General features: G+C 69.1%; 24 protein-coding genes and 1 pseudogene. 8 read left to right on the plus strand and 17 right to left on the minus strand.

The features are described from left to right. The first annotated feature begins 1 nt into the window (after position 1). Complete coding sequence (locus GVV77_RS03070) at positions 2-1,825, plus strand: hypothetical protein (protein ID WP_159616296.1); 1,824 nt, start codon at positions 2-4, stop codon at positions 1,823-1,825. Positions 1,826-1,955: 130 nt separating this feature from the next. Then, on the plus strand, positions 1,956-2,993 hold the full coding sequence (locus GVV77_RS03075) for a TerC family protein (RefSeq protein WP_159616297.1): 1,038 nt from the start codon (positions 1,956-1,958) through the stop codon (positions 2,991-2,993). A gap of 303 nt (positions 2,994-3,296) precedes the next feature. Here the strand turns inward: GVV77_RS03075 and GVV77_RS03080 are convergent, their stop codons facing one another. The 5 genes from GVV77_RS03080 to GVV77_RS03100 form a co-directional block, all read right to left on the minus strand. Next, positions 3,297-3,545 (minus strand): DUF2630 family protein, encoded by a 249-nt coding sequence (locus tag GVV77_RS03080; protein ID WP_159616955.1) that lies wholly within the window; start codon positions 3,543-3,545, stop codon positions 3,297-3,299. 101 nt (positions 3,546-3,646) lie between these two features. Further along, complete coding sequence (locus GVV77_RS03085) at positions 3,647-3,922, minus strand: hypothetical protein (RefSeq protein ID WP_120168307.1); 276 nt, start codon at positions 3,920-3,922, stop codon at positions 3,647-3,649. Between the two features lie 291 nt (positions 3,923-4,213). Beyond that, positions 4,214-5,482 (minus strand): alpha/beta fold hydrolase, encoded by a 1,269-nt coding sequence (locus tag GVV77_RS03090; protein WP_159616957.1) that lies wholly within the window; start codon positions 5,480-5,482, stop codon positions 4,214-4,216. Between the two features lie 44 nt (positions 5,483-5,526). Further along, complete coding sequence (locus GVV77_RS03095; RefSeq protein WP_159616298.1) at positions 5,527-6,012, minus strand: GNAT family N-acetyltransferase; 486 nt, start codon at positions 6,010-6,012, stop codon at positions 5,527-5,529. Between the two features lie 44 nt (positions 6,013-6,056). Next, complete coding sequence (locus GVV77_RS03100) at positions 6,057-8,594, minus strand: DEAD/DEAH box helicase (protein WP_159616299.1); 2,538 nt, start codon at positions 8,592-8,594, stop codon at positions 6,057-6,059. Positions 8,595-8,633: 39 nt separating this feature from the next. Here GVV77_RS03100 and GVV77_RS03105 point away from each other — a divergent pair, with 39 nt between their 5' ends. Next, positions 8,634-9,440 (plus strand): trans-aconitate 2-methyltransferase, encoded by an 807-nt coding sequence (locus GVV77_RS03105; RefSeq protein ID WP_159616301.1) that lies wholly within the window; start codon positions 8,634-8,636, stop codon positions 9,438-9,440. Here the strand turns inward: GVV77_RS03105 and GVV77_RS03110 are convergent. From GVV77_RS03110 to GVV77_RS03130, 5 genes are all read right to left on the minus strand, one after another. Next, positions 9,424-9,819 carry a DUF1801 domain-containing protein gene (locus GVV77_RS03110; protein WP_159616303.1) on the minus strand — a complete coding sequence of 132 codons (396 nt, stop codon included), beginning with the start codon at positions 9,817-9,819 and terminating at the stop codon, positions 9,424-9,426. The genes GVV77_RS03105 and GVV77_RS03110 overlap by 17 nt on opposite strands. A 73-nt stretch (positions 9,820-9,892) precedes the next feature. Continuing rightward, a complete protein-coding gene (locus GVV77_RS03115; protein WP_246199610.1) occupies positions 9,893-10,591 on the minus strand; it encodes an SRPBCC family protein in 699 nt (232 codons plus the stop codon). Then, a complete protein-coding gene (locus GVV77_RS03120; protein WP_159616305.1) occupies positions 10,581-11,207 on the minus strand; it encodes an ArsR/SmtB family transcription factor in 627 nt (208 codons plus the stop codon). The genes GVV77_RS03115 and GVV77_RS03120 overlap by 11 nt, the downstream gene beginning before the upstream one ends. 144 nt (positions 11,208-11,351) lie before the next feature. Continuing rightward, complete coding sequence (locus GVV77_RS03125; protein WP_159616307.1) at positions 11,352-11,747, minus strand: VOC family protein; 396 nt, start codon at positions 11,745-11,747, stop codon at positions 11,352-11,354. A 56-nt stretch (positions 11,748-11,803) separates the two neighbouring features. Further along, entirely contained in the window at positions 11,804-12,019 is a 216-nt protein-coding gene (locus tag GVV77_RS03130; protein ID WP_159616309.1) for a hypothetical protein, read from the minus strand. 230 nt (positions 12,020-12,249) lie between these two features. On the opposite strand from GVV77_RS03130, the gene GVV77_RS03135 reads away from it, so the two are divergent. Then, entirely contained in the window at positions 12,250-12,900 is a 651-nt protein-coding gene (locus GVV77_RS03135) for an SGNH/GDSL hydrolase family protein (RefSeq protein WP_159616311.1), read from the plus strand. Between the two features lie 37 nt (positions 12,901-12,937). Here the strand turns inward: GVV77_RS03135 and GVV77_RS03140 are convergent, their stop codons facing one another. From GVV77_RS03140 to GVV77_RS03165, 6 genes and pseudogenes are all read right to left on the minus strand, one after another. After that, a complete protein-coding gene (locus GVV77_RS03140; protein ID WP_159616313.1) occupies positions 12,938-13,369 on the minus strand; it encodes a DUF1801 domain-containing protein in 432 nt (143 codons plus the stop codon). A gap of 134 nt (positions 13,370-13,503) precedes the next feature. Next, complete coding sequence (locus tag GVV77_RS03145; protein WP_159616315.1) at positions 13,504-14,364, minus strand: SRPBCC family protein; 861 nt, start codon at positions 14,362-14,364, stop codon at positions 13,504-13,506. Positions 14,365-14,506: 142 nt separating this feature from the next. Then, the gene (locus GVV77_RS03150; protein ID WP_246199611.1) at positions 14,507-15,094 is read right to left on the minus strand and encodes a TetR/AcrR family transcriptional regulator; all 588 of its coding nucleotides are present in this window, start codon (positions 15,092-15,094) and stop codon (positions 14,507-14,509) included. A gap of 215 nt (positions 15,095-15,309) precedes the next feature. Then, a pseudogene (locus tag GVV77_RS03155) lies at positions 15,310-16,845 on the minus strand (glycoside hydrolase family 65 protein); the annotation flags it as partial. 189 nt (positions 16,846-17,034) lie between these two features. Next, positions 17,035-19,434: a glycoside hydrolase family 65 protein gene (locus tag GVV77_RS03160; RefSeq protein WP_159616319.1), complete on the minus strand. Its 2,400-nt coding sequence runs from the start codon at positions 19,432-19,434 to the stop codon at positions 17,035-17,037. A 42-nt stretch (positions 19,435-19,476) separates the two neighbouring features. After that, positions 19,477-20,199, minus strand: a complete 723-nt coding sequence (locus tag GVV77_RS03165; protein WP_159616321.1) for an HAD family hydrolase — start codon at positions 20,197-20,199, stop codon at positions 19,477-19,479. A 278-nt stretch (positions 20,200-20,477) separates the two neighbouring features. Here GVV77_RS03165 and GVV77_RS03170 point away from each other — a divergent pair, with 278 nt between their 5' ends. Further along, on the plus strand, positions 20,478-21,365 hold the full coding sequence (locus GVV77_RS03170; RefSeq protein WP_159616323.1) for a hypothetical protein: 888 nt from the start codon (positions 20,478-20,480) through the stop codon (positions 21,363-21,365). Positions 21,366-21,417: 52 nt separating this feature from the next. Here GVV77_RS03170 and GVV77_RS03175 read toward each other — a convergent pair whose 3' ends face one another. Further along, positions 21,418-22,206 carry an SDR family NAD(P)-dependent oxidoreductase gene (locus GVV77_RS03175; protein WP_159616325.1) on the minus strand — a complete coding sequence of 263 codons (789 nt, stop codon included), beginning with the start codon at positions 22,204-22,206 and terminating at the stop codon, positions 21,418-21,420. Positions 22,207-22,446: 240 nt separating this feature from the next. Here GVV77_RS03175 and GVV77_RS03180 point away from each other — a divergent pair, with 240 nt between their 5' ends. The 3 genes from GVV77_RS03180 to GVV77_RS03190 all read left to right on the plus strand — a co-directional run bounded on the left by GVV77_RS03180 (position 22,447) and on the right by GVV77_RS03190 (position 24,140). Then, positions 22,447-22,944 carry a DUF2975 domain-containing protein gene (locus GVV77_RS03180; RefSeq protein WP_159616327.1) on the plus strand — a complete coding sequence of 166 codons (498 nt, stop codon included), beginning with the start codon at positions 22,447-22,449 and terminating at the stop codon, positions 22,942-22,944. Beyond that, the gene (locus tag GVV77_RS03185) at positions 22,944-23,222 is read left to right on the plus strand and encodes a helix-turn-helix domain-containing protein (RefSeq protein WP_159616329.1); all 279 of its coding nucleotides are present in this window, start codon (positions 22,944-22,946) and stop codon (positions 23,220-23,222) included. The genes GVV77_RS03180 and GVV77_RS03185 overlap by 1 nt, the downstream gene beginning before the upstream one ends. A gap of 63 nt (positions 23,223-23,285) precedes the next feature. Further along, positions 23,286-24,140 carry an oxygenase MpaB family protein gene (locus GVV77_RS03190; protein WP_159616331.1) on the plus strand — a complete coding sequence of 285 codons (855 nt, stop codon included), beginning with the start codon at positions 23,286-23,288 and terminating at the stop codon, positions 24,138-24,140. The last annotated feature ends 166 nt before the right edge of the window (positions 24,141-24,306 follow it).

Genomic DNA, 24,306 nt, shown 5'->3' on the forward strand with positions numbered 1-24,306 from the left:
CATGCCGGAGCGGGGGGACGGCTTCGCGGAGATCCGCGTGCACGGAGTGGGGGAGCAGGAGCACCTGAGCAGCATCACCAGTGCCCGGGTGACCCGGCTCAACCCCTGGGCCGAGGCCGTCGACCCTCCGCTGCTTCCGCCCCACCGCCTGAGCCTGATCAACTGGTCGCGGTCGAACCGCCGGAGGACCGGCTTCCTGTGGTATCTGGCCTTCCCGTTCACGCTGGCCAACGTTGCCGGCCGCATGCTCGAGCGCCCCGGGCACGCCACCGCCGCGCGGTCGGCGGTGCTGCTGCACGTGGGCTCGGTGCTGCTCACCCTCAGCCAGCTGGCCTGGCTGGTGGTCCTCGGCGAGACGGTCCTCGAGCACGTGGCCGGTCCCCTCGGCCTGCCGGGCGCCGCCGAGGGTCCCGCCCGGGGCATCCCCGCCGCCGCGGCGACGGCCCTGGCCGCATTCATCGCGTACCGGTGGTTCCGGGTCATCCGGGTGCAGCATGAGGTTCCCCGGCGCAGCCGCACCGCGGCCCAGCTCCACGCCGGCGCCCTCCTCGCGGCCGGAGCGCTGCTGGCGCTGACCCTCCCGGCGGGGACCCTTTCCCCGGCGTGGCCCTCGACCCCCGGCCCCGACGGCGTCCAGCGTCTCGACGCCATGGCGCTGTGGATCGCCCTGAGCCTCGGCGCCCTGATGCTGCCCACCATCGTCAGCCCGCTGCGCCGGCGCGCCGGGGTGGGAGCAACCGGCCGCTCCCGGGCCCCGGAGGGCGCCGCCGCCGGCCTCCTCCTGCTCGCCCTGTTCCTCATGCACTCGGTCAACGCCCTGGTCCGGATGCTCCTGGACGGCCTCCTCGGCTACGTCGTGCGGCTGTTCGGCAGCCAGGAGTACGACGCGCCCACCGTGCGCGTGCTGCTGGCCTGGGACGACCCGATGGACGCCGGCGACAGCCGGCTCGACCTGTTCCCGCTGCTCGCCCTGATCGCCCTGGCCGGGCCCGTGCTCTCGGCCGCCGCGGTGCTTCTGCTGGACCGGCGGCTCGGGCTGGGGCCACTCTTTGGTGCCAGGGAGCCGCGCCTGCGGTGGTGGCACCGCGTCGTCGCTGGGGCCCCCGCTCTCCTTCCGCGCGTCCTGCCCGCCGGCACGGCACTGGGCGCGGGGGGCATGGGCGCAGCCATGATCCTCGGGGAGGGCCGGCTGGGCGGGCCGTGGCTCGCCCTCGCGGTGCTGCTGCTCCAGCTGGCCGGCGCCGCCGCAGTCCTCACCCTGCTGCTCGGGCAGCTTCGGACGGTGCAGGAGGTGCTCGGCAGGGCCGCCGACGCGGCCGGCTTCTGGCCGGTCCGCGACCACCCTCTGGCCGGTGCCTCCTACCGGGAGGCGGTCATCGCAGGCATCGAGCAGGAGGCTGCCCGGCTCGGGCCCACCCGGGTCGCGCTCGTCGGGTACAGCCAGGGGAGCGTGATCTGCGCCTGGCTGGTGGCGGAGACCCGGGCCCTTCGGGGCTGCCGGGAGCTGCACCTTGTCACTACCGGCTCGCCGCTGGTCTCCCTTTACGCCGCATTCTTCCCGGCCTACTTCACTCCCGGGTGGTTCGGGACCGTGGCCGGGCGTTCCACCGGGTGGGCGAACTTCTGGCGCGCCACCGATCCCGTCGGCAGTCCCGTGCCCGGCGCGGTGAACGTCGAGCTCACCGACCCCGACGCCGCCGGCACTGTGCAGGGCCACGGGGGGTACTGGAACGCCCCCGAGGTGTCCAAGTATGTGGCGGCGGTCGCGGCGGGCGGACGTGATTCCCCATATCAGCACCCCGCCGGTAGGATTGACCCTACGTAGGGGAGTATCCCAAGCGCTACGAACGTCAACACGCAGGGCAGTGACGCCCCGCCGGGCGTAGCGGTCGGCTGGCAGGGTGCCACGGCGGAGAGACTTACGGACCTCCATCGCGATCCTCGAAAGGCGCTCCATGCCCGAATTACCTCTTGCTTTCGAAGTCGGCACCTTTGTCGTTCTTGGAATCATCCTCCTGTTCGACCTGCTGCTCGTGGTGAAGCGCCCGCACGTGCCCTCGATGCGTGAGGCCGGCCTCTGGGTGGCCTTCTACGTCTCCCTGGCGCTGATCTTCGCGGCGATCATGTTCATCTTTACCGGCCCTGAGTACGGCGGACAGTTCGTCGCCGGCTGGGTGACCGAATACAGCCTGAGCATCGACAACCTGTTTGTCTTCATCATCATCATGGCGCGCTTCTCCGTCCCGCGGAAATACCAGCAGGAGGTGCTGATGGTGGGCATCATCATCGCGCTGATCCTGCGGGGCATCTTCATCGCCCTGGGTGCCGCCGTGATCGAGAACTTCAGCTGGGTGTTCTACATCTTCGGAGCATTCCTGCTCTACACGGCGTACAAGCAGGCAAAGGACACGGGCGAGGACGAGGAGGACGCAGGGGACAACAAGCTTGTCGCCAAGCTGCGCTCGGTGCTGCCCATGTCGGATCACTACGACGGCGGCAAGGTCCGCACCGTGGTGGACGGCAAGAAGGTGTTCACCCCGATGCTCGTCGTGTTCGTCACGATCGGCCTGACCGACCTGCTCTTTGCGGTCGACTCGATTCCGGCCATCTTCGGGCTCACCCAGAGCGCCTTCATCGTCTTCACCGCGAACATCTTCGCGCTGATGGGCCTGCGTCAGCTGTACTTCCTGCTCGGCGGGCTGATGACGCGGCTGGTGTACCTCAAGCACGCGCTGTCGGTCATCCTCGCGTTCATCGGCGTCAAGCTCGTGCTCCATGCCATGCACGTCAACGAACTGCCGTTCATCAACAACGGAGAGCACATCGAGTGGGCTCCGGAGATCCCGACGTTCGTCTCCCTCGCCGTCATTGTGGCGACCATCGTCGTGGCCGTCGTCGCGAGCCTGCTCAGCTCGCGCGGGCGAAGCGCGAAGGTTGACGAGGACCTCGCCGCCGCCGATGCCAAGGCGCGGAACTCGGACCTCGAGAGCTGACCGACACGACAGGATCGGGCCCGGCACCAGCGCAGAGCGCGGGTGCCGGGCCCGATGTGTTGGGGGCTCCCCCAAAGGGACCGCTAGATCGTGAAGGAGCCCCAGCAGGCGCCCGCTCAGCTCCCGCAGCCGCTCGGCGGCCGGCGGATCAAACGCCCACGCGTGGGCCCTTGAGGTCCTCCGGGCTCAGGTGCCGCCCGATCCCCGTGGGGCTGGTGCCCGGCGGCGTGAACGAGCAAGAGGCCCCCACCGCCGGAGCGGTGGGGGCCTCTTGCCTCTGTTGCCTGGATTCCGGCGCCTCAACTACTTCCGCGGCAGGTATCCCTCAACCTGTGAAATGGGCCGCGGCGCTGCCTTGTCCGGGTCGTCGCCGAACTCGCTTCGAGCGCGGCGCTGCCGCAGCAGATCCCAGCACTGGTCAAGGTCCTGCTCAAGGCGCTGCAGCCGGGCGGCATTCTGCCCGCCGCGGGCGCTGTCGTCCCCTGCGCTCCGGAGGTCGTGTTCCTCCGTCACGAGAGACTTGATGCGTCCGAGAATATCCTGGTCGTCCAACATGGTTTCCTCCTCAATAGCCCTGGTTCACAGGGTACTGAGGCCTGGCCGGGTTGAACAGGGGCCTGCGGCTGCGTGACGTCGTCCGCCGGGCCGCACCCCTAGCTTTCGCCGGTGCGGGTGGTGCCGAACATGAGCGTGCGGCGGCGCACGTCGTAGTAGACCGTCTTGGCGGTGGACAACAGGTCCTGCAGGTTGTCCGCGTCGTCGGGGTCGAGGGTCAGGACTTCCTCCCAGGCACCCTGGTCGAGGACAAGCTGGAGGGTGTAGGTGCCGGGCTGCCCGGCTTCCCCGGCGATCCATGAGAACTGGTAGTGGCTGAGCTGGCGTACCTGGATGCTGTCGTCCGTCATCGGCTGTTCTGCATTTGAAGTCATCGCTTTCGCTCCTTCGCGGCCCGGGTGCTTCCCGGGCCCGGTGTCGGGCTGGGACGGAGGCCGCTGCGGCGTCCGTTCGGCGGGGGCGCCGCCGGTCGCACCAACCTAACTTCGGCACGGCCCCAAGTAAACGGGCGGCAAAAGTGATGAAACCCTTGACTGACAAGGCAGGTGCTGCCGGGAACCACGACCCCGCTTCGCGCGCGTCACTGCCTGCACCGGCCCCTGTGCTCGCCGCCGGCCCGTTCCGCCCGCGGGAGGCGCCGGGCCGGCACCCGTCGCCGGCCGGCCCTAGTGGTCCCCGGTCATCTCCAGGAGCCGGTTGAAGATCGCCTCGCCGTCATCGGAGATGCCGTCGTGGTGGAAGTCCGCCGTCTCCCAGACCCGCAGGCCTTTGACCGCCGCAGCGGTCCGGAGGGAGAGGCTGCGGTCGACATAGATGTCGTCCCGGTAGACGGCCGCCGCGGCGGGCACCGTGTTGCGCCGCAGCGCCCCGGGGTCGTAGAGGGGCCCCCAGTCCTCCTTCCGGGCGAGCAGTTCAGCGGTCTCCCGCAGGGGCGCGAGGGACGGATCCTCCTCGAAGTACCAGGGGTAGATCATCTCTCCGGTGAGCAGGGTGTCGGCGGCGTCGGGCCGGAACTGCGGATAACGCCCGAGCACCCGGTCGGCCGACCACGCCGAGGCACCGCCCTGACAGTAGATCGACTCGTGCATCACGGCGTAAAGCGGGTTGGAGCTGCGGGAGACGAGCGCGCCCACCTGATCGAGGAAGACCTGCGAGAGCCTCGGCCCGCCGGGGGTCAAAAGGAACGCGTCCTCGAGCAGGTAGTGGAGGGCGTCGACGCGCGTATTACCGCCGAGGAAGGAGCCGATCATCTGGAGCCGGCGGACGCTCAGGCGCTCCCCGGTCGGCAGGTGCTCCTCGACCTCCTCGAGGTGCCGGGCGATCCGCGTCAGCAGGCCGCGGTCGCCGGGGTACCAGCCGAAGTACTCCCGGTTGCGCTCCTCCACCCGTGCGTAGGTCGCCGTGTACACCTCGTCGGGCGAGCCCTGAAGGGGCGGCAGGCCGCCGGTGATGAGCGCCCGCTCGACGCCCTCCGGGGCGAAGGAGAGGTAGCTCAGCGCGCAGAACCCGCCGTAGCTCTGCCCGAAGATGGTCCAGGGGGCTCCCACCAGGCGCCGGCGGATGAGTTCGGCATCAGCGACGATCGAATCGGCCCTGAAGTGGGCCAGGTACTCGGCCTGCTCGGCCGGGCCGCCCCTGGCGGCGAGGGTCAGGGCGTCGGCGGGGGTGGACAGGCCGGTGCCGCGCTGGTCGAGCATCAGGATGCGGAAGCGTTCGGCGGCGGCCTTCATCCAGCCGGCGAGCTGCGTCGTACGGTTCCCGCGCCCGCCCGGGCCGCCCTGGAGGAACAATAGCCAGGGCAGGGCCCCGACGGCGGCATCGTCGTGATCGGTGGAGGTGTATTCCCGGGCGAAGACCGAGATGGTCTCGCCGTCGGGCCGGGCGTGGTCAAGAGGGACGGTGAAGGTGTGGCCGGTGGCACGCAGGCCCCGCATCTCAAAGGTGGGCCCGCTGGAGAAGCCGTCGCCCGCCGCGGCGCTCACTGTGCGGCCGTTCCGGCGAAGCCGCTGAGGGCGGCGCCGGTCAGCCGGAAGGTGGACCACCCGGACTGCGGGCGGGCACCCAGGCTCTCGTAGAAACGGATGGAGGGCTCGTTCCAGTCGAGCACCGACCACTCCACCCGGGCGTAGCCGCGTTCCGTGGCGATCTGCGCGAGCCGGCGCAGCAGGGCCTTGCCGTGTCCGGCGCCGCGTGCGCCGGGGCGGACGTAAAGGTCCTCGAGGTAGATGCCGTTCACGCCCTCCCACGTCGAGTAGTTGAGGAACCAGAGGGCGAAGCCCTGGATCTCTCCGTGCGCCTCGGCCACGTGGGCGTACACGGAGGGGCTGGCGCCGAAAAGGGCCTCCTGGAGCCGGGGGACCGTGTTCTTCACGGCATCCGGTTCCTTCTCGTAGATGGCCAGGTCGTGGATGAGCTGGAGGATGGTGGGGACGTCGCCGGGACGGGCTTCGCGGACGGTGTTCATCCTCCAAGCCTATCGAGGGCCTGTGCCGCGGCGGGGACCGTATCCTACGGCGCGCCCACCCCGGTGACCTCCACCACGGGGGTGCCGGCCGCGTCGGAGGCGGCCAGGTCGATGACGGCGTTGATGCCCCAGTCATTGTTGCCGGCGGGATCCTTGAAGATCTGCCGGACCTTCCACACACCGGGCAGTTTCTCGATGATGAGCAGGTTCGGCCCGCGCGCCTCCGGCCCGTCGTCGATATCCTCGTATTCCTCGAAGTACCCGTCCAGAGCCTCGGCCCACCGGTCCGCCGTCCAGCCGGAGTCGGCATCGAGTGCCCCCAGCGCCTCGTCGCGCTCGTCGGCGAACAGCTGCACGCGCTGGAACATCTCGTTGCGCACCATCACCCGGAAGGCGCGCTCGTTTGAGGTCAGCGACGGCGGCTCCTCGGGCAGGTCAACCTCGGGGCCGGTGTCGATTCCGGCCGGTTCGCCGGCGCTCAGCCGTGCCCATTCGTCGAGCAGGCTCGAGTCGACCTGCCGGACGAGTTCGCCGAGCCATTCGATGATGTCGCTGAGGTCCTCGCGCAGCGCGTCCGTCGGAACTGTCTGCCGCAGCGCCTTGTAGCAGTCGGCGAGGTAGCGCAGGAGGATGCCCTCGGACCGGGTGAGGGCGTAGAACGCCACGTACTCCCCGAAGCTCATCGCCCGCTCGTACATGTCCCGCACCACGGACTTCGGGGCCAGCTCGAAATCGCCGAGCCACGGGGCCGCGGCCCGGTAGACGTCGAAGGCCTGCTGCAGCAGCTCGGCGAGGGGCTGCGGGTAGCTGATCTCCTCGAGCCGGGCCATCCGGGCGTCGTAGTCGATGCCGTCGGCCTTCATGGCGGCGACCGCCTCGCCGCGGGCCTTCTTCTCCTGGGCGGAGAGCACCTGCCGGGGCTTCTCCAGCGTCGCCTCGATGACCGAGACGACGTCGAGGGCGTAGGCCGGCGCCTCGGGGTCGAGCAGTTCGAGGCTGGCGAGGGCGAACGGGGACAGCGGCTGGTTGAGGGCGAAGTTCGCCTGCAGGTGCACCTTCAGCCGGACCTGGCGCCCGTCGGCGTCCGGCTCGGGCAGCTTCTCCACGATCCCCGCGGCCACCAGTTCCCGGTAGATTCCGATGGCCCGGCGCATCAGCCGCAGCTGCGAGGAGCGGGACTCATGGTTCTCCCCGAGGAGCCGCTGCGCGGCCTTGAAGGGGTTACCCGGGCGCTCGAGCAGGTTCAGCAGCATCGAGTGGCTGACCGTGAAGGAGGAGGTCAGCGGATCCGGTACGCCGTCGACGAGCCGCTCATAGGTGGGCTTGCCCCAGGAAACGAACCCCTGGGGCGGCTTCTTCCGCACCACCTGGCGAAGTTTTTTCTGGTCGTCGCCGAACTTGGAGACGGCCTTGGCCATCGCCTTGGTGTTCTCCACGACGTGTTCCGGGGCCTGAACCACGACGGTGCCCGCGGTGTCGTAGCCGGCCCGGCCGGCCCGCCCGGCGATCTGGTGGAACTCCCGGGCGTTGAGCAGGCGGGTCCGGACGCCGTCGTACTTGCTGAGCGCCGTGAGGAGCACCGTGCGGATGGGGACGTTGATGCCGACGCCGAGGGTGTCGGTGCCGCAGATGACTTTCAGCAGGCCCGCCTGCGCCAGCTGCTCCACGAGCCGCCGGTACTTGGGGAGCATGCCCGCGTGGTGCACGCCGATGCCGTGGCGGACAAACCGGTTGAGGGTCTTGCCGAACCCCGAGGAGAACCGGAAGGTGCTGATCAGTTCGGCGATGCGGTCCTTCTCCTCCCGGCTGCACACGTTCACACTCATCAGGCTCTGCGCCCGCTCGATGGCCTCGGCCTGGCTGAAATGCACGACATAGACCGGGGCCTGGTTGGTCGAGAGCAGCTCCTCGATCGACTCCTGCACCGGGGTTTCGACGTAGTAGAAGTGAAGCGGAATGGGCCGGTCCACCGAGGTCACCGTGGCGGTGGGCCGCCCCGTCCGGGTGGTGAGCTCCTTCTCGAACAGGCTCACGTCGCCGAGGGTGGCGGACATGAGCAGGAACTGGGCCTGCGGCAGTTCAAGCAGCGGCACCTGCCAGGCCCAGCCGCGCTGGGGGTCGGAGTAGAAGTGGAACTCGTCCATGACGACGGTTCCCAGTTCCGCGGCGGCGCCCTCCCGCAGCGCGATGTTGGCGAGGATCTCCGCGGTGCAGCAGATGATCGGGGCGTCGGAGTTGACGCTTGAGTCGCCGGTGACCATGCCGACGTTCTCTGCGCCGAAGATCTCGGTCAGGGCGAAGAACTTCTCCGAGACGAGGGCCTTGATCGGCGCGGTGTAGTAGCTGGTCCGGCCTTCGGAGAAGGAGAGCAGGTGCGCCGCGATGGCCACGAGGGACTTTCCGGAGCCGGTGGGGGTGGCCAGGATGACGTTGCTTCCCGAGGCGAGCTCGAGCACCGCTTCGTCCTGCGCGGGGTACAGCGCCAGCCCGCGGGAGCCTGCCCAGGCGGTGAAGGCCTCGTACACGGCGTCCGCCTGGTGGAGGCCGGACGGGTGGGCGGGGAGATGCTCTTGGATCCTCATGGTGCTTTCAGCCTACCCGTGGTGCGGTTAGCCTGAGCTATGCGATGGGACCCCCGGAAGTACGCCGAGTTCGCCGACCAGCGCGGACGGCCGTTCTTCGACCTGGTCTCCCGCATCGGCCACCCCGGCCCGCGGCGCGTCGTCGACCTGGGCTGCGGGCCCGGTGACCTTACCGCGGCCCTTGCCCGCCGGTGGCCGGCGGCCGAGGTGGTCGGCATCGATTCCTCGCCGGAGATGATCGCGCGGGCGCGGGACGTCGGCGGGCGGCCGGCCAACCTGACGTTCACCACGGGCGACGCCGGCACCTGGCTGCCCGGGCAGGAGGACGACGTCATCGTTTCGAATGCGCTGCTGCAGTGGGTGCCCGGACACCGGGAGCTGCTGCGGAAGTGGGCGGCCGCGATGGGTTCGGGCGCCTGGCTGGCCTTCCAGGTTCCGGGAAACTTCGACGCGCCCTCGCACGCGCTGATGCGCCGGCATGCCAACTCCCCCCGCTGGGACTCCGCGCTGCGGGGGGTGCTTCGCCACGCCGATGCGGTCGACGAACCCGGCGGGTACCTGCGCCTGCTCGCGGGCGAGGGGCTGCAGGTCGATGCCTGGGAGACGGTGTACCACCAGGTGCTGCAGGGGGAGGACCCGGTGCTCGAGTGGGTGCGCGGCACCGGGCTGCGCCCGGTTTTGGCGGCCCTGCCCGAGGCCGAGGCGGCCGAGTTCGAGGAGGGCTACGCCCGGCTGCTGCGGCAGGCCTACCCGGCCGAGTCCTTCGGCACGGTGTTCCCCTTCCGGCGGATCTTCGCCGTGGCGGTGAAACCGCCGGCCGCAGCGGGCGCTACCGGGAGGCCTTGATCCGGCGCCAGCCGCCGGCCCGGTTGTTGGCGATGATCTGGCGGATCATGGCGGTCAGGGCCGGTGCGTTGACCGTTTCGCCCTCGCGGTAGGCCACGGTGCGAGCCGTGGCATTGCCGTACCCGGCGGTGATGATTCCCTCCGGGTCCGGCACGATCGCCCCGTCGTAGAGGAAGACATTGACGTGGTCCTTCGCCGCCAGGAACGCGCAGACATTGCCCTGCAGGACGAAGTACGGCTGGACCCGCCGCTTGATGGTCTCGGTGACCTCCGGGTCGGCCTCATGGATGAGCGCGCGGACCTCTGTGAGGATGTCCCGCTGCCACTGCGGCAGTGCGGCAAGGTAAGCATCGACGCGCGGATCGGTTGGGGAGTCCATGAGGGAACCCTGCCACCGTCACCGGCGCCGGGCAAGCAGACGGCAGAGGTTGACCGCCTGCGGGGCGGCTGGCTCAGGCGTAGGCCTTCTCGAAGAAGGCCTCCCACTCCCCGGGCTGGACCTCGGCCGGCGCGGCCGCGCCGGTGGTGAAGCGGTGGACCGTCAGGCCGACGGGAGCGCCCCAGGCGTTGCGTCCGAAGAACCTGTAGAGGGTGTCGGCGGACCGCAGCCCGAGGAAGTGTTCATTCCGGTAGTCGACCTCGACCTCGGTCGGCCCCTCACCGGGCAGGTTCACCACGGGCCGCTCGCCCTGGGCGGCCCCGTCCAGCCCGAGAGCGTCAAGGAGCCGGGTGAAACCCTCAGGGACCTGTGACGCCGCGGGGGCCTGGATGTCGGTGAACGCGACGTCGAGCCCGTCGAAGTGGCGCAGGTACTGGTCGAGGGTGTGGAGGTAGAAGGCGGTGTGGGCGGAGGCGCCGTCGTACTGCTCATCCCAGTTGTCGACGAAGATCCCGCTGTGCACGTAGTGCAGCCGGCAGCCGTTGTCTCCGTGGGGAGTCAGGACGTGTTCGAGCTGGTTGAACCAGCCGTCCGGCCCCTCCATGCGGCTGATGTGGTGCCGCGGAAACTCATTGACGATCCGCTCCGCCTCCCAGTCGTCGGTGGGGAACATCCACGCGGGCTCGGCCTCGGTCACGGCCTTCCAGACCCGTTCCGGCGGGGCGCCCAGCGTGGTGTCGACGATGATCTCGAAGGACCGGTCAGTGCTCATTGTGCTTCTCCTTTGAAACGGGGCGTGATGCGCTTTCTTTCGGGGTGGGGTGGAGGGCAATGATCAGCCGGTGGCGGCGCCCTCCGGGGGTGTCTGCGGGGGAATCATAGGTCTCGACGAGGCGGGCCACGGCGGTGCCGAGTTCCTCGACGAAGGCGGCCCGGTCCGCGGCGGATCGAAAGGAAAGCTCCCCGTCGATGCCGAAGGTGGCAAGCTGCCGGTCCGCCTTCGCTGCGCCGGCGATGAGCCGCCCCAGTTCACCGACCATGCGCGATGCGAGGGCGAGGAGCCAGAAGGCCGAGAAGCGGTCGGCGAACCGGGCGGGGTCCGGCGCCACGGGCTCGAGCACCGACGGGGTGATCACGTAGGACGCGGCCGTAGCCTGTACCAGGCGCTCGGTCATGTTCCCCCGCCGGCGTTCCTCGACGAGGGAGACCAGCCCGACGGCTTCGAGCGCTCGCAGGTGGTAGTTGATTTTCTGTCGAGGAAGCTGCACCTTCGCGGCCAGGGAGGACGCCGAGCCGGGTTCGGCAAGTTCCTCGAGCAGCCGCGACTTGATGGGGTCGAGCGAGGCGACGGCAGCGTCCCGGTTGTCGATGGCGTGGATTGAAAGCATGGCATTAGACTGCCACCGACAAAATAAACAGTCAAGGAAAAAACTATTGTCGGCCCGCTCTCCCGACGGTCGATGCGGCGCAGCCCCTGCACCTCCCGGGCAGTATCCGGTCTGCGCCCGCTGGCCGGGCCATCCGCCTGCCGGCTACCCCTCGCCGGTCCGTGGGCGGCCGAGGTCGGTTCCCGCCGGCTGCCAGAGTTGTATCGAGTTCCCTTCGGGGTCCTGAAGACCCGCAAAGGTGCCGTTGGGGTATTCGTCGGGATCGCGTTCAACTGGGATGCCGGCCGCCTCGAGCTGGGCGACCATGGCGTCGAGGTTTCGCACCCGGAAGTTCACGGCCCACCCCCGGCCCGGGGCGAGCGGCGGAGAGTCCTGATCCATGCCGGTAAACACGGTCGGCCCCTGCTCCTGCCACCACGGCGGCGTGTCGTAGCTCTGAGGCGGCGGGGCGACCCCAAGGTGCTCCTCGTACCACTGTCCCAGCCCCGCAGGATTGGAAGAAGCGAAAAAGAACCCACCGATACCACTCACGCGTTCCATGGGGGAAACCTATGCCGCTTCGACCGGCACGGCAAGGGGGGAGCGGCAGACGTGCCTCAGGTCCCGGGTGCCCGGTTCACCAGGTAGGTGGACCCGTCGGAGTTGCGCACTACCTCCCACTGCTGCAGCTGACGCTGGCGGTCCTGCTGGGCGGCGTCGTCGCGGTAGACGACAGGTCCGGCCACCGAGCCCTGCTGTGCCGGCCCGAAGAACATCCGTAGTTTCCCCGTGATTCCCATGAACCGAACAGCAAAACCGTCATTGCGCGCCATCTTCGAATCCTTCCGATCACCCATCCCGCGGCTGAGCCGCAGCGTCCTGGTTTACTTAGTGTACTAACTATCCGAAGGGCGGCTAAATTCCCCTGCGGGCCGTCGGTTCGCTTCGGGCATCCGGGGGCGGGCCCGACCTTCCCTCGGCACGGGGGAGCCAGGAGCCGCCGTCATCGGTCGTGCCTGTTCAACTACAGCCCCGCAGCCGGCCGTCTTGGTAGATTGGCGGCATGCCGGCATGGACTACGGGGGGTGCAGCGGGTCACGCCATACTGCTCGGAGACTCGATCTTCGACAACGCCGGCTACGTTCCGGGCGGCCCCGATGTGGTGCGGCAGCTCTGCGGCGCCCTCCCGCCGGACTGGCGGGCGTCCCTGCTGGCGGTCGATGGGGAGGTGATCGCCGGCGTCGAACGTCAGATCCGGTCCCTGCCTTCCGATGCCACACACCTGGTGGTCAGTGTTGGAGGCAACGACGCCCTTCGATCCGCGTACCTGCTCGACGAGAAGGTGGCCAACGTTGCCGCAGCGCTGGTGCGGTTGAGCGCTGCCCAGCGGCAGTTTGCCGCCGCCTACGACGCGATGCTGGAGGCAGTGACGGCGGTGGATCTTCCCGTGGCGGTGTGCTCGATCTACGACACGCCTCCGGGTGAGCCGAACCAGCCGGTCATCCGGACCGCGCTTGCGGTGTTCAACGACTGCATCACGCGGGCGGCGTTCTCGCGCGCGGTGCCCCTGATCGATCTGCGCCTGATCTGCGACGAGGACGCCGACTACGCCAATCCGATCGAGCCGTCGGTCCGAGGCGGCGCAAAGATCGCGCGCGCCGTGGCGTCCCTCCTCACGGACTCGGAGCTGCCGCGGTCCGCCGTCGTGGTCTGAGGGTCCGGACGGCCGCCGCTGTGCGCTCCGGGTCCGCTCAGGCGGGCGGAACGGTGAAGTCGGTGGTGGTCATGTGGGCGTATCCAATGCGGATCAGGTCCTCAAGGACGCCCATGTCCACCTTGGCCAGCGAGGTGACGTAAAGGCACGCGACGCTGGTGCGGTGCGGACCGAGCCGCTCCAGAAGCCCGGCCGCTTCCGGGGCGCCGGTCAATCCGTAGAGGACCAGGGCCGAACTGCGCGGCGAGAACCCGACGGCGAGCGCGTCACCCTCGCGTCCCGAAGCATAGCGGTAGGAGTACCGGCCGAAGCCCACCATCGAGGGCCCCCACATGACGGGAGGGGCACCGGTCACCTGCCGCATGAGGGCCAGCAGTGCCAATCCGTCGCGCCGGCGGGAGGCGTTCGGGACGCTCTCAAGGAACGCCGCCGGATCGGTGTCGGTCGGCTGGGTCTTGTTCTCTGCCATGGGGTGTGCGCCCGCTCTTTCTCCTGGGTCGATGTGGCGCCAGCCTAGGCGGCGCGGGCCCGCCGACACAAGAAGCCCGCGGCCGGGCGGCCGCGGGCTTCGTGGTGTCTCTCCCGGGAGGGCGGGAGCCTAGGTCAGCGGATCGGCCGGTCGCCGCGGAGCGGATCGTCGCCGCGGTCCGGGAGGCGGTCCGCCGCACTCGTGGTATCGCTCTGCGCGGTCCCGTCGGATTCACCGTCGACATCGGCCAGGCCGTTGGTCTGGTCGAAGGGCGAGGACACGTCCCGGTCGGCGACGTCGTCGGAGGCAACGCCGGCCGGAGCAGTCACGGTCCCGGTGACGGGAGTCGTGGTGACCGGGGTGGCAGTCTGGTCCACCTCCGTGTCGGAGTCCTTGCTGCGCCCGGCGGCGGCAACACCGACCGCGGCAGCGGCGGCCAGGCCGACAGCTCCGGCCACGACCTTGCCCGAAACCCCGGCCTTGCCGGAGTCGCCGCGGGATTCGGCCGCGTGCTCGACACCGGGGGTGCCGACGGCGCCGCCCTCATTGACGGAGCCGCGCCAGGCGCCGCTGGCGTATCCTTCGGACTCGATGAACGCCTTGAACCGCTCAAGATCGCCTTCGGCCTGCTTCTCGACGACGTTCAGCTTGTCGCCGACCTTCTCCACGAGTCCCTCGGGCTCGTACTCGAGGAACAGGGTGACGGAGGTCTGGCTGCCTCCGAGGTCCTCGAAGGTCACTGAACCGGCGTTGGTGGCGCCCTCGGTGGCCGCCCAGGAGACCTTGCGGTCCGGCACCTGCTCCAGGATCCTCGCCTCCCACTGGCGCCGGATTCCGCCGATCTCGGCCACCCATTCGAGTCGGTCGTCGCTCAGCTGGGTCACACTCTTGATGCCGCCCATGAACTGGGGGAAGTCCTCAAACTGGGTCCACTGGTTGTAGGCAGTGCTCACCGGCACGTTCACCAGGATGCGCTTTTCGACCTTCGTGCTCATCGTGTCTCCTTCAATCGGAACGGGCGGTGACGAACCGGCAACGATTCGTCAGTATGCTTACTATACATTCGCCCGGGGGCTGTCGCTAGGGCACGACGCTCCGCCACGGCGCCCATCCGGGGCGCCGGAGGAGCGTTTCCGCTCAGACCCGGACGGCCAACTGGTGCTGGTCGATCAGCCACCGCGCCAGCGGCATGGCGCGCCGGGCGGCCTGGGGGTCGCACTCGGCAGCCGCCACGATGGCGCCCTTCATCAGCAGCACCCAGGCATGGGCGAAGCCCTCGGGGTCAATCAGGCCCGCCTCCCCAGCGAGGGTCTGGACGCCCACCCGCATCTTTGTTAGGTACTCGGCGCTGGCGCGGCCCAGCGGGTGGCTGTATCCCAGCTCGAACAGGACCTTCACATAGGAACAGGATTCATAGTCCGGCCGGTGGAACCACTCGTCGAGGACGTCGAAGATGGCGAGCAGCCTCTCCTCGGGGGTGTTCCCCCGCCGGGTGGATTCCGCGACGAGGTAGCCGTCAGTGAAAAGCTCCTCCCGGCGGGCGAGGAAGGCGAGGACCAGGTCGTCCTTCGACTGAAAGTGGTAGTAGAAGGTCGCCTTGGCGATCCCCGCCTCGCGGATCAGCTCGTTGACGCCCACGTCCCGAATGCCGCGCTGCATGAAGAGCCGGTAGGCCGCGGAAAGGATCCGCTCGCGGGGCTCCGCGAGCTCCGCCTGCATTGCCATGGCATGTCCTAACCCGTGGATGGGGAGCGGCGGCGGCTGGCGGGCTTCACGGACGGTCCGGTCCGCGGCCCGGGCGGGCCGCCTTTGCTCCTACCTGCGATTGTACGTTCCCCGGCGCCCGGGAGCCCTTGATTTCTGCCTCAGTGGGCCGCCCGCTGGTCGGCCGACGGGGCCTGCTGACCGGTCGACGGGGCCCGCTGGCTGGTGGGGCGTGCCTGCACGATGGGCATGCCTGCGGTTGCGAAGCTGCTGCGGAACACCGACGGCACCGGCGCCTCGCGGGCAGGCAGCAACACCGTCACCTCCCGGGCGCCCACCGAGACCAGTTCGTCCCGCACCTGGACGTCGAGGGGGCCGTCGCCGTCGAAGCTCAGAGTGATCGATCCGCGGACCAGTTCGACCTGCAGCGTGCCGCCGCGGAGCTTCAGGTGGAATGCCAGGGAGGTCCACGCCGCGGGCAGCCGCGGGTCGAAGTAGGGCACCGGGCCCTGGTCACGGAAACCGGCAAAGCCATTGACCAGTGACAGCCACACCCCTCCGGCGGCGGCGATGTGGACGCCGTCGATGGTGTTCGCATGGGAGTCGTCAAGGTCGATGAAGGCGGCGTCCGTGAAGTGGGCCAGTGCGACGTCGCCGTAGCCGACCTCCGCGGCCATAATGCCCTGGACGCAGGGCGAAAGCGTTGAGTCGCCGGTGGTGAGCGGATCGTAGAAGTCGAACGCGCGCTGCTTCTCCGCAGCGGTGAAGTCCTGCCACTGGAGGAACATGGCCAGCACGGTGTCCGCCTGCTTAAGCACCTGGTGCCGGTAGATCACCAGTGGGTGGAAGTGAAGCAGCAGCGGGTACTGCGAGCGGGGAGTTGACCAGTCCCACGGTTCGAGGGTCATGAAGTCGGCGTCCTGGGAGTACACCTCGAGGGTGTCGTCGTAGGGCATCTGCATGCGCGCAGCTGCCTGCAGCCACAGGTCCCGTTCGCCTTGGTCGACGCCGGGGTGCTGAAGGTCCGCGGCGGCGCGGAGGTTGAACCTGGCCATGACGTTCGTATAGAGGTTGTCGTTCACCACCGCCGTGTACTCGTCCGGACCGGTGACGCCATGGATGTGGAAGGCGCCGCGCTTGCCGAAGAAGCCCAGGGACATCCACATCCGCGCCGTCTCGATAATCAGGTCGGCGCCCTCGGACTGTCGAAAGGCGGTATCGCCGCTCGCCCAGCTGTACCGGTTGGCCGCGAAGGCGATTGCGGCGCCGATGTGGAACTGGGCTGTGCCGGATGCGTAGTAGGCGCTGGCCTCCAGCCCGTTGATGGTGCGCCAGGGAAACAGGGCTCCGTCAACGTTCAGCTCGTCGGCGCGCATTCGGGCTTCGGGAAGGAGTGCGTGGCGGAACTCAAGCACCTGCCGCGCGCCGCGGGGGTTCGAATAGGTGAGGAAGGGAAGCAGGTAGATCTCCTGGTCCCAGAAATAGTGGCCCTGGTAACCCGAGCCGCTCACGCCCTTGGCCGGGATTCCGGCGACTCCCGCCTGCGCCGTGCCCTGCTCCAGATGGAACAGGTTCCACCGCACGGCCTGTTGGAGTTCCTCCTGGCCCCCGATCCGGATATCGGCGGTCGACCAGTAACGCCGGTAGTGCGCCGCGCTCTCGGCGAAGATCGCCGCAGTGCCTTTCAGGGCCGCTTCAGCCGCCTCCTCGATGTCGGAACCGTCACCGGCGGTGGTGAAGGCATAGGCGACGCTCTTCTCGAGCAGCAGGGGCGGAAAGGATCCGCTCGCGGGGCTCCGCGAGCTCCGCCTGCATTGCCATGGCATGTCCTAACCCGTGGATGGGGAGCGGCGGCGGCTGGCGGGCTTCACGGACGGTCCGGTCCGCGGCCCGGGCGGGCCGCCTTTGCTCCTACCTGCGATTGTACGTTCCCCGGCGCCCGGGAGCCCTTGATTTCTGCCTCAGTGGGCCGCCCGCTGGTCGGCCGACGGGGCCTGCTGACCGGTCGACGGGGCCCGCTGGCTGGTGGGGCGTGCCTGCACGATGGGCATGCCTGCGGTTGCGAAGCTGCTGCGGAACACCGACGGCACCGGCGCCTCGCGGGCAGGCAGCAACACCGTCACCTCCCGGGCGCCCACCGAGACCAGTTCGTCCCGCACCTGGACGTCGAGGGGGCCGTCGCCGTCGAAGCTCAGAGTGATCGATCCGCGGACCAGTTCGACCTGCAGCGTGCCGCCGCGGAGCTTCAGGTGGAATGCCAGGGAGGTCCACGCCGCGGGCAGCCGCGGGTCGAAGTAGGGCACCGGGCCCTGGTCACGGAAACCGGCAAAGCCATTGACCAGTGACAGCCACACCCCTCCGGCGGCGGCGATGTGGACGCCGTCGATGGTGTTCGCATGGGAGTCGTCAAGGTCGATGAAGGCGGCGTCCGTGAAGTGGGCCAGTGCGACGTCGCCGTAGCCGACCTCCGCGGCCATAATGCCCTGGACGCAGGGCGAAAGCGTTGAGTCGCCGGTGGTGAGCGGATCGTAGAAGTCGAACGCGCGCTGCTTCTCCGCAGCGGTGAAGTCCTGCCACTGGAGGAACATGGCCAGCACGGTGTCCGCCTGCTTAAGCACCTGGTGCCGGTAGATCACCAGTGGGTGGAAGTGAAGCAGCAGCGGGTACTGCGAGCGGGGAGTTGACCAGTCCCACGGTTCGAGGGTCATGAAGTCGGCGTCCTGGGAGTACACCTCGAGGGTGTCGTCGTAGGGCATCTGCATGCGCGCAGCTGCCTGCAGCCACAGGTCCCGTTCGCCTTGGTCGACGCCGGGGTGCTGAAGGTCCGCGGCGGCGCGGAGGTTGAACCTGGCCATGACGTTCGTATAGAGGTTGTCGTTCACCACCGCCGTGTACTCGTCCGGACCGGTGACGCCATGGATGTGGAAGGCGCCGCGCTTGCCGAAGAAGCCCAGGGACATCCACATCCGCGCCGTCTCGATAATCAGGTCGGCGCCCTCGGACTGTCGAAAGGCGGTATCGCCGCTCGCCCAGCTGTACCGGTTGGCCGCGAAGGCGATTGCGGCGCCGATGTGGAACTGGGCTGTGCCGGATGCGTAGTAGGCGCTGGCCTCCAGCCCGTTGATGGTGCGCCAGGGAAACAGGGCTCCGTCAACGTTCAGCTCGTCGGCGCGCATTCGGGCTTCGGGAAGGAGTGCGTGGCGGAACTCAAGCACCTGCCGCGCGCCGCGGGGGTTCGAATAGGTGAGGAAGGGAAGCAGGTAGATCTCCTGGTCCCAGAAATAGTGGCCCTGGTAACCCGAGCCGCTCACGCCCTTGGCCGGGATTCCGGCGACTCCCGCCTGCGCCGTGCCCTGCTCCAGATGGAACAGGTTCCACCGCACGGCCTGTTGGAGTTCCTCCTGGCCCCCGATCCGGATATCGGCGGTCGACCAGTAACGCCGGTAGTGCGCCGCGCTCTCGGCGAAGATCGCCGCAGTGCCTTTCAGGGCCGCTTCAGCCGCCTCCTCGATGTCGGAACCGTCACCGGCGGTGGTGAAGGCATAGGCGACGCTCTTCTCGAGCAGCAGGGGTGCGCCTTCATCGACCGCCAGCACGTACCGGACGACGCTCTCGTCCTGGTCGGCCTGGGTGGTGAAAGGCTGCTGGGGACCAGAGATCCGGTGGTCGACGGCGACGCCGATCTTCTGCTTGGACTCGGAGGTCTCCCAGGCGAGCCGGAGCGAGCCGTTGCTGCCCTCCAGCCGCAGGGGCAGCAGCACCCGTTCGGCGTGCCGGCCGGAGCGGCGTGGATCGTGGCTGGAGTGGTCCTCGGCCGGTTGGTCCTGCCGGTTCACGATTGAGGAGGTGATGTCGACCGATACCTGCCGGTCCGTCGTCAGCTCGAGGGTGATGGCCAGGCCGCCGCGCGTCTGCTGCCCCACGGCCCGGCGCTCCACCGTGGTGACCGTTGCCCCGGACCGGCACGCCCAGGTCACCCGGCACTCGTACAGGCCGGTGGTGAAGTCAAGGGTGCGCCGGTAATCCACGACGGCGGAGCCGGCGAGGGTGAGGGTTTCGCCGTCGATGACGACCGTGAAGTTGTTGGCGTCCGGCACGTACAGGATGCGCTGCCCGGTGCGGGCGAAACCGAAGGCATTCTCCGCGTGCTGGATGTCCCAGGTTTCATGGAAACCGTTGATGAAGCTGCCGGGCAGTTCGGCATCCGCCGGGGACCAGTGGGCTCCCCGCACACCCAGGAAACCGTTGCCGACGGCGAAAATCGTCTCGAGCGCCCCGGTGTCGCCCGCCTCGAAGCAGGTCTCCACCAGTTGCCAGGGGTGGCAGGGAAAACGGTCGCGGTCGGCGTTGATCAGTGCCATGATCGGCAGCCCTTCGGAATTGGTGGGCGGGGGAGCGGAATGCTAGAGGAGTTGGTCAAGGTCATCAACCACCAGGGTGGCGCCGGCGTCGAGCAGGTTCTGCCTGCCGGCTCCGCGTTCGACGCCGATTACCGAATGGAAGCGGCCTGCGCTGCCGGCGCGGACGCCGGAGACGGCGTCCTCGACCACAATGCAGGACGCCGTGGGCAGCCCCAGGAGTGCGGCGGCATACTCGAAGGTGGCAGGATCGGGCTTGCCGGGGAGTCCCGCCCCGGCCGCCGCCGTCCCGTCAACGACGACCGGGAAATATTCCTCGAGTCCGGCGGCGCGGAGGACTGCGGCGGCGTTCCGCGAGGATGAGACCACCGCGAGCTTCAGGCCGCGCTGCTGGGCTGCCTGAACGAAACGCACCGATCCGCTGAACGGGCGCACCCCACGCGAGGCGACGATGTCGTTGAACAGCCGATTCTTGCGGTTGCCGAGCCCGGATACGGTGTCGCTCGCCGGGTCGTCGTCGGGCGGGCCCTCCGGGAGGACGATGCTGCGGGAGGCGAGGAAGTCTCGCACCCCGTCGAAACGGGGCTTTCCGTCGATATGGGCGAAGTAGTCGCTGCCGCTGTAGGGCCGGCGTTCGGGCCAGCGGGCCAGATACCCTTCGAAAAGTTCACGCCAGGCGGTCTCGTGAACTTCGGCCGTAGGTGTGAGGACGCCGTCGAGGTCGAACAGTACCGCCGACGCGTCCATCCAGGAATAGAGGGCTTTCATGGTCGTGCTGTGTCCGTGCGGACCGCTGCATTGCGGGAGAGAGGCCCGGGCCCGCGGCGCGTTTGAGGCTGCGGTGCTCTGTGGAAGCCGGTGGCGCCCATGAGAAATCCTTCAGCAGTGAGACCCTCAGTAAACGGCAGGGAAATTCTGAGCTGCGTTCTGGTTTCCACTATACAGACAGGTCGTTCTACTTCGATAGACGTGTTACGTGATCGCCGTGGAGGCAACCGGTCCGCGCCCAGGGCGGGCAGTGCCCACCGGTATGGCACCATCTCCCTATGCGGTGGTCGGGGGAAACGGGGCGCGGGGGCTGGATCGGTCCCCGGCTTTCAGGACGGGCGGGATCGGTCGGCAGCGTGGTGCCCGCCGGCTTCGAGGCATACGCGCGGGTGCTCCACCCGCCCCGGGTCACCACAGGGCCCTGGGCCACCACAGGGCCAGGTGCGGAGTTTCCGGCCGCGCACACCCGATGGTCCTGGGAGCGGGTTGCCGCGCACACGGGGGCGGTCATCCACCCGCAGGTGCAGTGGGCCAGGATCGCCGGTGGCGCGGACAGTACCCTTCGACTGCCTGGCGGGTGGGACGTCGACGCGCCCGCCTCCGGGTATCTGGAACCGGAGCTCCTGGCGGTGTTGATGACAATGGCACGCGGGACAGCCACCACCGCTGCGCCGCTCACGCTTGGGCTGTGGTCCGGCTGGGACGTGGCCGGTGCGGATCTGGTGCCTTTCACCCGGGCGGGCGCTTCGGGCCGGGACCGAAGGACTGCCCGCGACGAGGCGGGGTCCGCGTATGCGGCGGCGGTCGACCCCGCTGTAGCCCTTGCCCTGGCCGGAGGGCCGTACCTCGAGCTGCCCGGCCGGCGCTACATCCTGCTCGACGCCACCGCGGACGAGCTGACCGACCCCACCTGGCCGCTGCGGGCAGGCATCGGCTGGTTCGGCGGCATCCCCGGTCCGATGCCCCAGCTGATCTGGCCCAGGGACCGGGCCTGGTTCGTCGGTTCGGAGGTCGACTTCGACTCCACAATCGTCGGCGGGAGGCACACCTTCATCGACGCGGTGCTGGCCGAGCCCGTCCTCGAGGCCCTGAGCGTGGATCCAGGCACCGACCTGACCTCCGAGGGGGACCGGATCAACCGACGGCACGATCCGCCGCCCATCTGACCCGGGCTTTTCGCCGCAAGGCGCGGTTCCCGCTTTCCGGGGGAAGCGAGGCCTACCTCCGTCCGGTGACCGCCCCGGCCAGACGCGCAACGGTCCGGCGCGGAAGGAGCCGCGGAGCGGAGGCGGTCAGCCGGTTCGCCCTTCCCGAGACGACGCTCGGCGCGGACCTGCGCCGGTCGAGCTTGGTCAGCGCCAGCGTAACGACCTCGGAGGGAGCCTGCATCGATCCCACCTGAGCGTCCTCCCCGGCGACGTCGAAGAATTCAGTGCGCGTGGCCCCTGGCGATAAGGCGAGCACCCCAAGGTTCGAACGCCGGGCCTCGACCCAGAGGGCCTCGGTGAAGCTGAGGACAAACGCCTTCGTGGCCCCGTAGACCGCCATTAGGGGCACCGGCTGGTAGGCGCCGGTGCTGGCGATGTTGATCAGGACTCCCTTCCCGGAGGCGAGCATGGCCGGATAGAAGGCGCGGGTGAGGCCGACCAGGGCCGCGACGTTCAGGGCGATCTCCTCCTGGACCCTCTCCGGATCCTCGTCCTCGAAGCGTGCGCGGGTGGCGAACCCCGCATTGTTGACGAGGGTGTCGACGCTCAGGCCCTTCGCCGCCACCGCGGCGGCGAGCGCCGGTCCCGCTCCCGCCCGGGCGAGGTCGGCGGGAATGACGGTGACGGTCCTTCCCGTCGCCCGGCGCAGTTCCTCCGCCAGTGCCTCAAGCCGGTCGGCGCGGCGCGCCACGAGGATGAGGTCCGCTCCGCGGTGGGCCAGCTGCCGGGAGAACTCCTCACCGAGCCCGGAGCTGGCTCCCGTGATGAGCGCAGTGGTTCCTTCGTAGTTCCGTGCCATGCCGTTCCGCCTCTTCGCTCGGTGAACATCCGTTCACGCTCTAGGTTTACACGCAGCGGGCCCCGGTGGCCGCCGTGGTGGGCGCCCGTTTCGCCGGATCTCCGCCAGCGCCGGCCCGGAGCGGCTGGGCCGCTCGGCCGTTCGCGAGGGGGCGCGCGTGGGGTATGTACCTGTCGTAAGTCTTGTAATTTCTATTGATGATCGATATCTTTAGATTGTTGGACGGCTAAGGGAGAAAAAATGGGAAATCTAACGGTCATCGCATTGCGCGTCGTGCTTGTGATGATGTTCGCGGGGTCATTGTTCGTTCAGATTGTGATGGTTCCCCTGCTCGGGGTGGACCTGCGCGAAGCCGATCCCGACGTGGCGGCGATCCGCACTCCGCTCGTCGTCCTCACGGTGCTGATCATCCTCGCCCTTCAGGCGGCGGTGGTCTGTGTGGGGGGGCTGCTGACGATGGTGCGGCGGGGAACCGTGTTTTCCTCAAGCGCCTTCCGGCTCGTCGACATCGTCATCGGCGCCTTCACCGCGGCATCGTTGCTCACCTTCGGGCTGGGCGTCGCCCTCGCCCCCGGCGAGGCGGTCGCACCCGGGGTGGTCCTGTTGATCGGGGGAGTGGCGGTCATGATCGCCGCCGTGGCCCTGATAGTGCTGGTGCTGAGGGCGCTGCTCGCCCAGGCCGTGGACCGGGACGCTGAAGCGCGGAAGCTCCGCACGGAGCTGGACGAGGTGATTTGATGGCCATTGTGGTGCGGATCGATGTTGAACTGGCGAAGCGGAAGATGAGCGTGGGCGAGTTCGCCGAAAGGATCGGCCTGACGCCGGCGAATGTGGCGGTGCTGAAGAACGGCCGGGCCAAGGCGGTTCGATTCACGACCCTGGAGGCCATGTGCAGGGTGCTCGGCTGCCAGCCCGGTGACCTGCTGGAGTGGGTCGACGACGACCCCGGGGATCCGGGAGCGCCGGGCACCTCCACACCCTTCAATGCCGCCCCGAAGCAGGCAGAAGGCCAGTGACCGGGGCCCGGACGCCCGCCCCGCGCCGCGGTGTCGCCTGCACAGGGGGCTTCAATGCCTAGGATGGAAGCGTTTTTCCCCCCGGCTCCGCCGGCGGGGCAACCCGGGGACCCAGGCCTCTTCGGCCCGGCGTCGGCGGCGTGGCGTATCGGCAGGGAGCGGATCCTGCTCGCCGCGGGCCCGGCCGCCCTCCTGCTGCAGCTGGCACACCCGCTGGTCGCGGAAGGGGTTCGGGCCCACAGCAATTTCTCCTCCGACCCGCTGCGCCGGCTGCGGGGCACCCTGGACGCCGTCCTGACCATCACCTTCGGTGACCAGAACCAGGTACGCGCCGCCGCCCGGCACGTCCATCGCCGACACCGCCCGGTGCGCGGAACATTGCCCGACACGGAGGGTCCGCTGCCGGCAGGAACGCCCTACCGCGCAGACGATCCGGACCTGGCACTCTGGGTGTTCGCGACGCTCGTCTGGACGGCGGTCACCGTCACGGACGGTTTCGCCCGCCCGGTCCCGGAGGCCGAACGGGATGCGTACTACCGCGACATGACCGGGCTGGCGCACCAGTTCGGAATCCCCGCCCGGGTGCTCCCTAAGGACTATTCCGGGTTGGCGCGGTATGTGGACGGCCAGGTCCGCGATGTCCTGAGCGTCGGGCCGACGGCCTCGGCCCTCGCAGGGCAGATCCTTGCGCCCGACCCGCCGATCCTGGCACCACCGGCACGGGCCGCAGCCAGGGTGCTTGCGGCCGGAGTGCTCCCGCCTGCCGTGCGGGACGCCTACGGACTTCCGTGGCGGCACCGCGACCGGACCGCCCTGTGCGCCCTCCAGTGGGCAAGCCGGCGCACGCTTCCGCTGCTGCCGGCCGGCCCCCGGTACTGGCCCCACTACCGCGTCGCGCTGGACCGGTTCGGCGCCTGAGCGCTGGGCAGGCGGGCATCGGCGCCCTGTCATTCTTTGATTTCCATTCAGGGCGAATTTAGACTACGAGGACCGTCAGCGCCGCTGCGCGGACCACGGCATACGCGCCCCTCCTCCTGCGCGAAGATCAGCCCGGGGCGGAGGCGTAGGTTGCATTCTCAGCGGG

Origin of the sequence: Arthrobacter zhaoguopingii (assembly GCF_009828605.1) — a bacterium.
GTDB classification, from domain to species: Bacteria; Actinomycetota; Actinomycetes; order Actinomycetales; family Micrococcaceae; genus Arthrobacter_D; species Arthrobacter_D zhaoguopingii.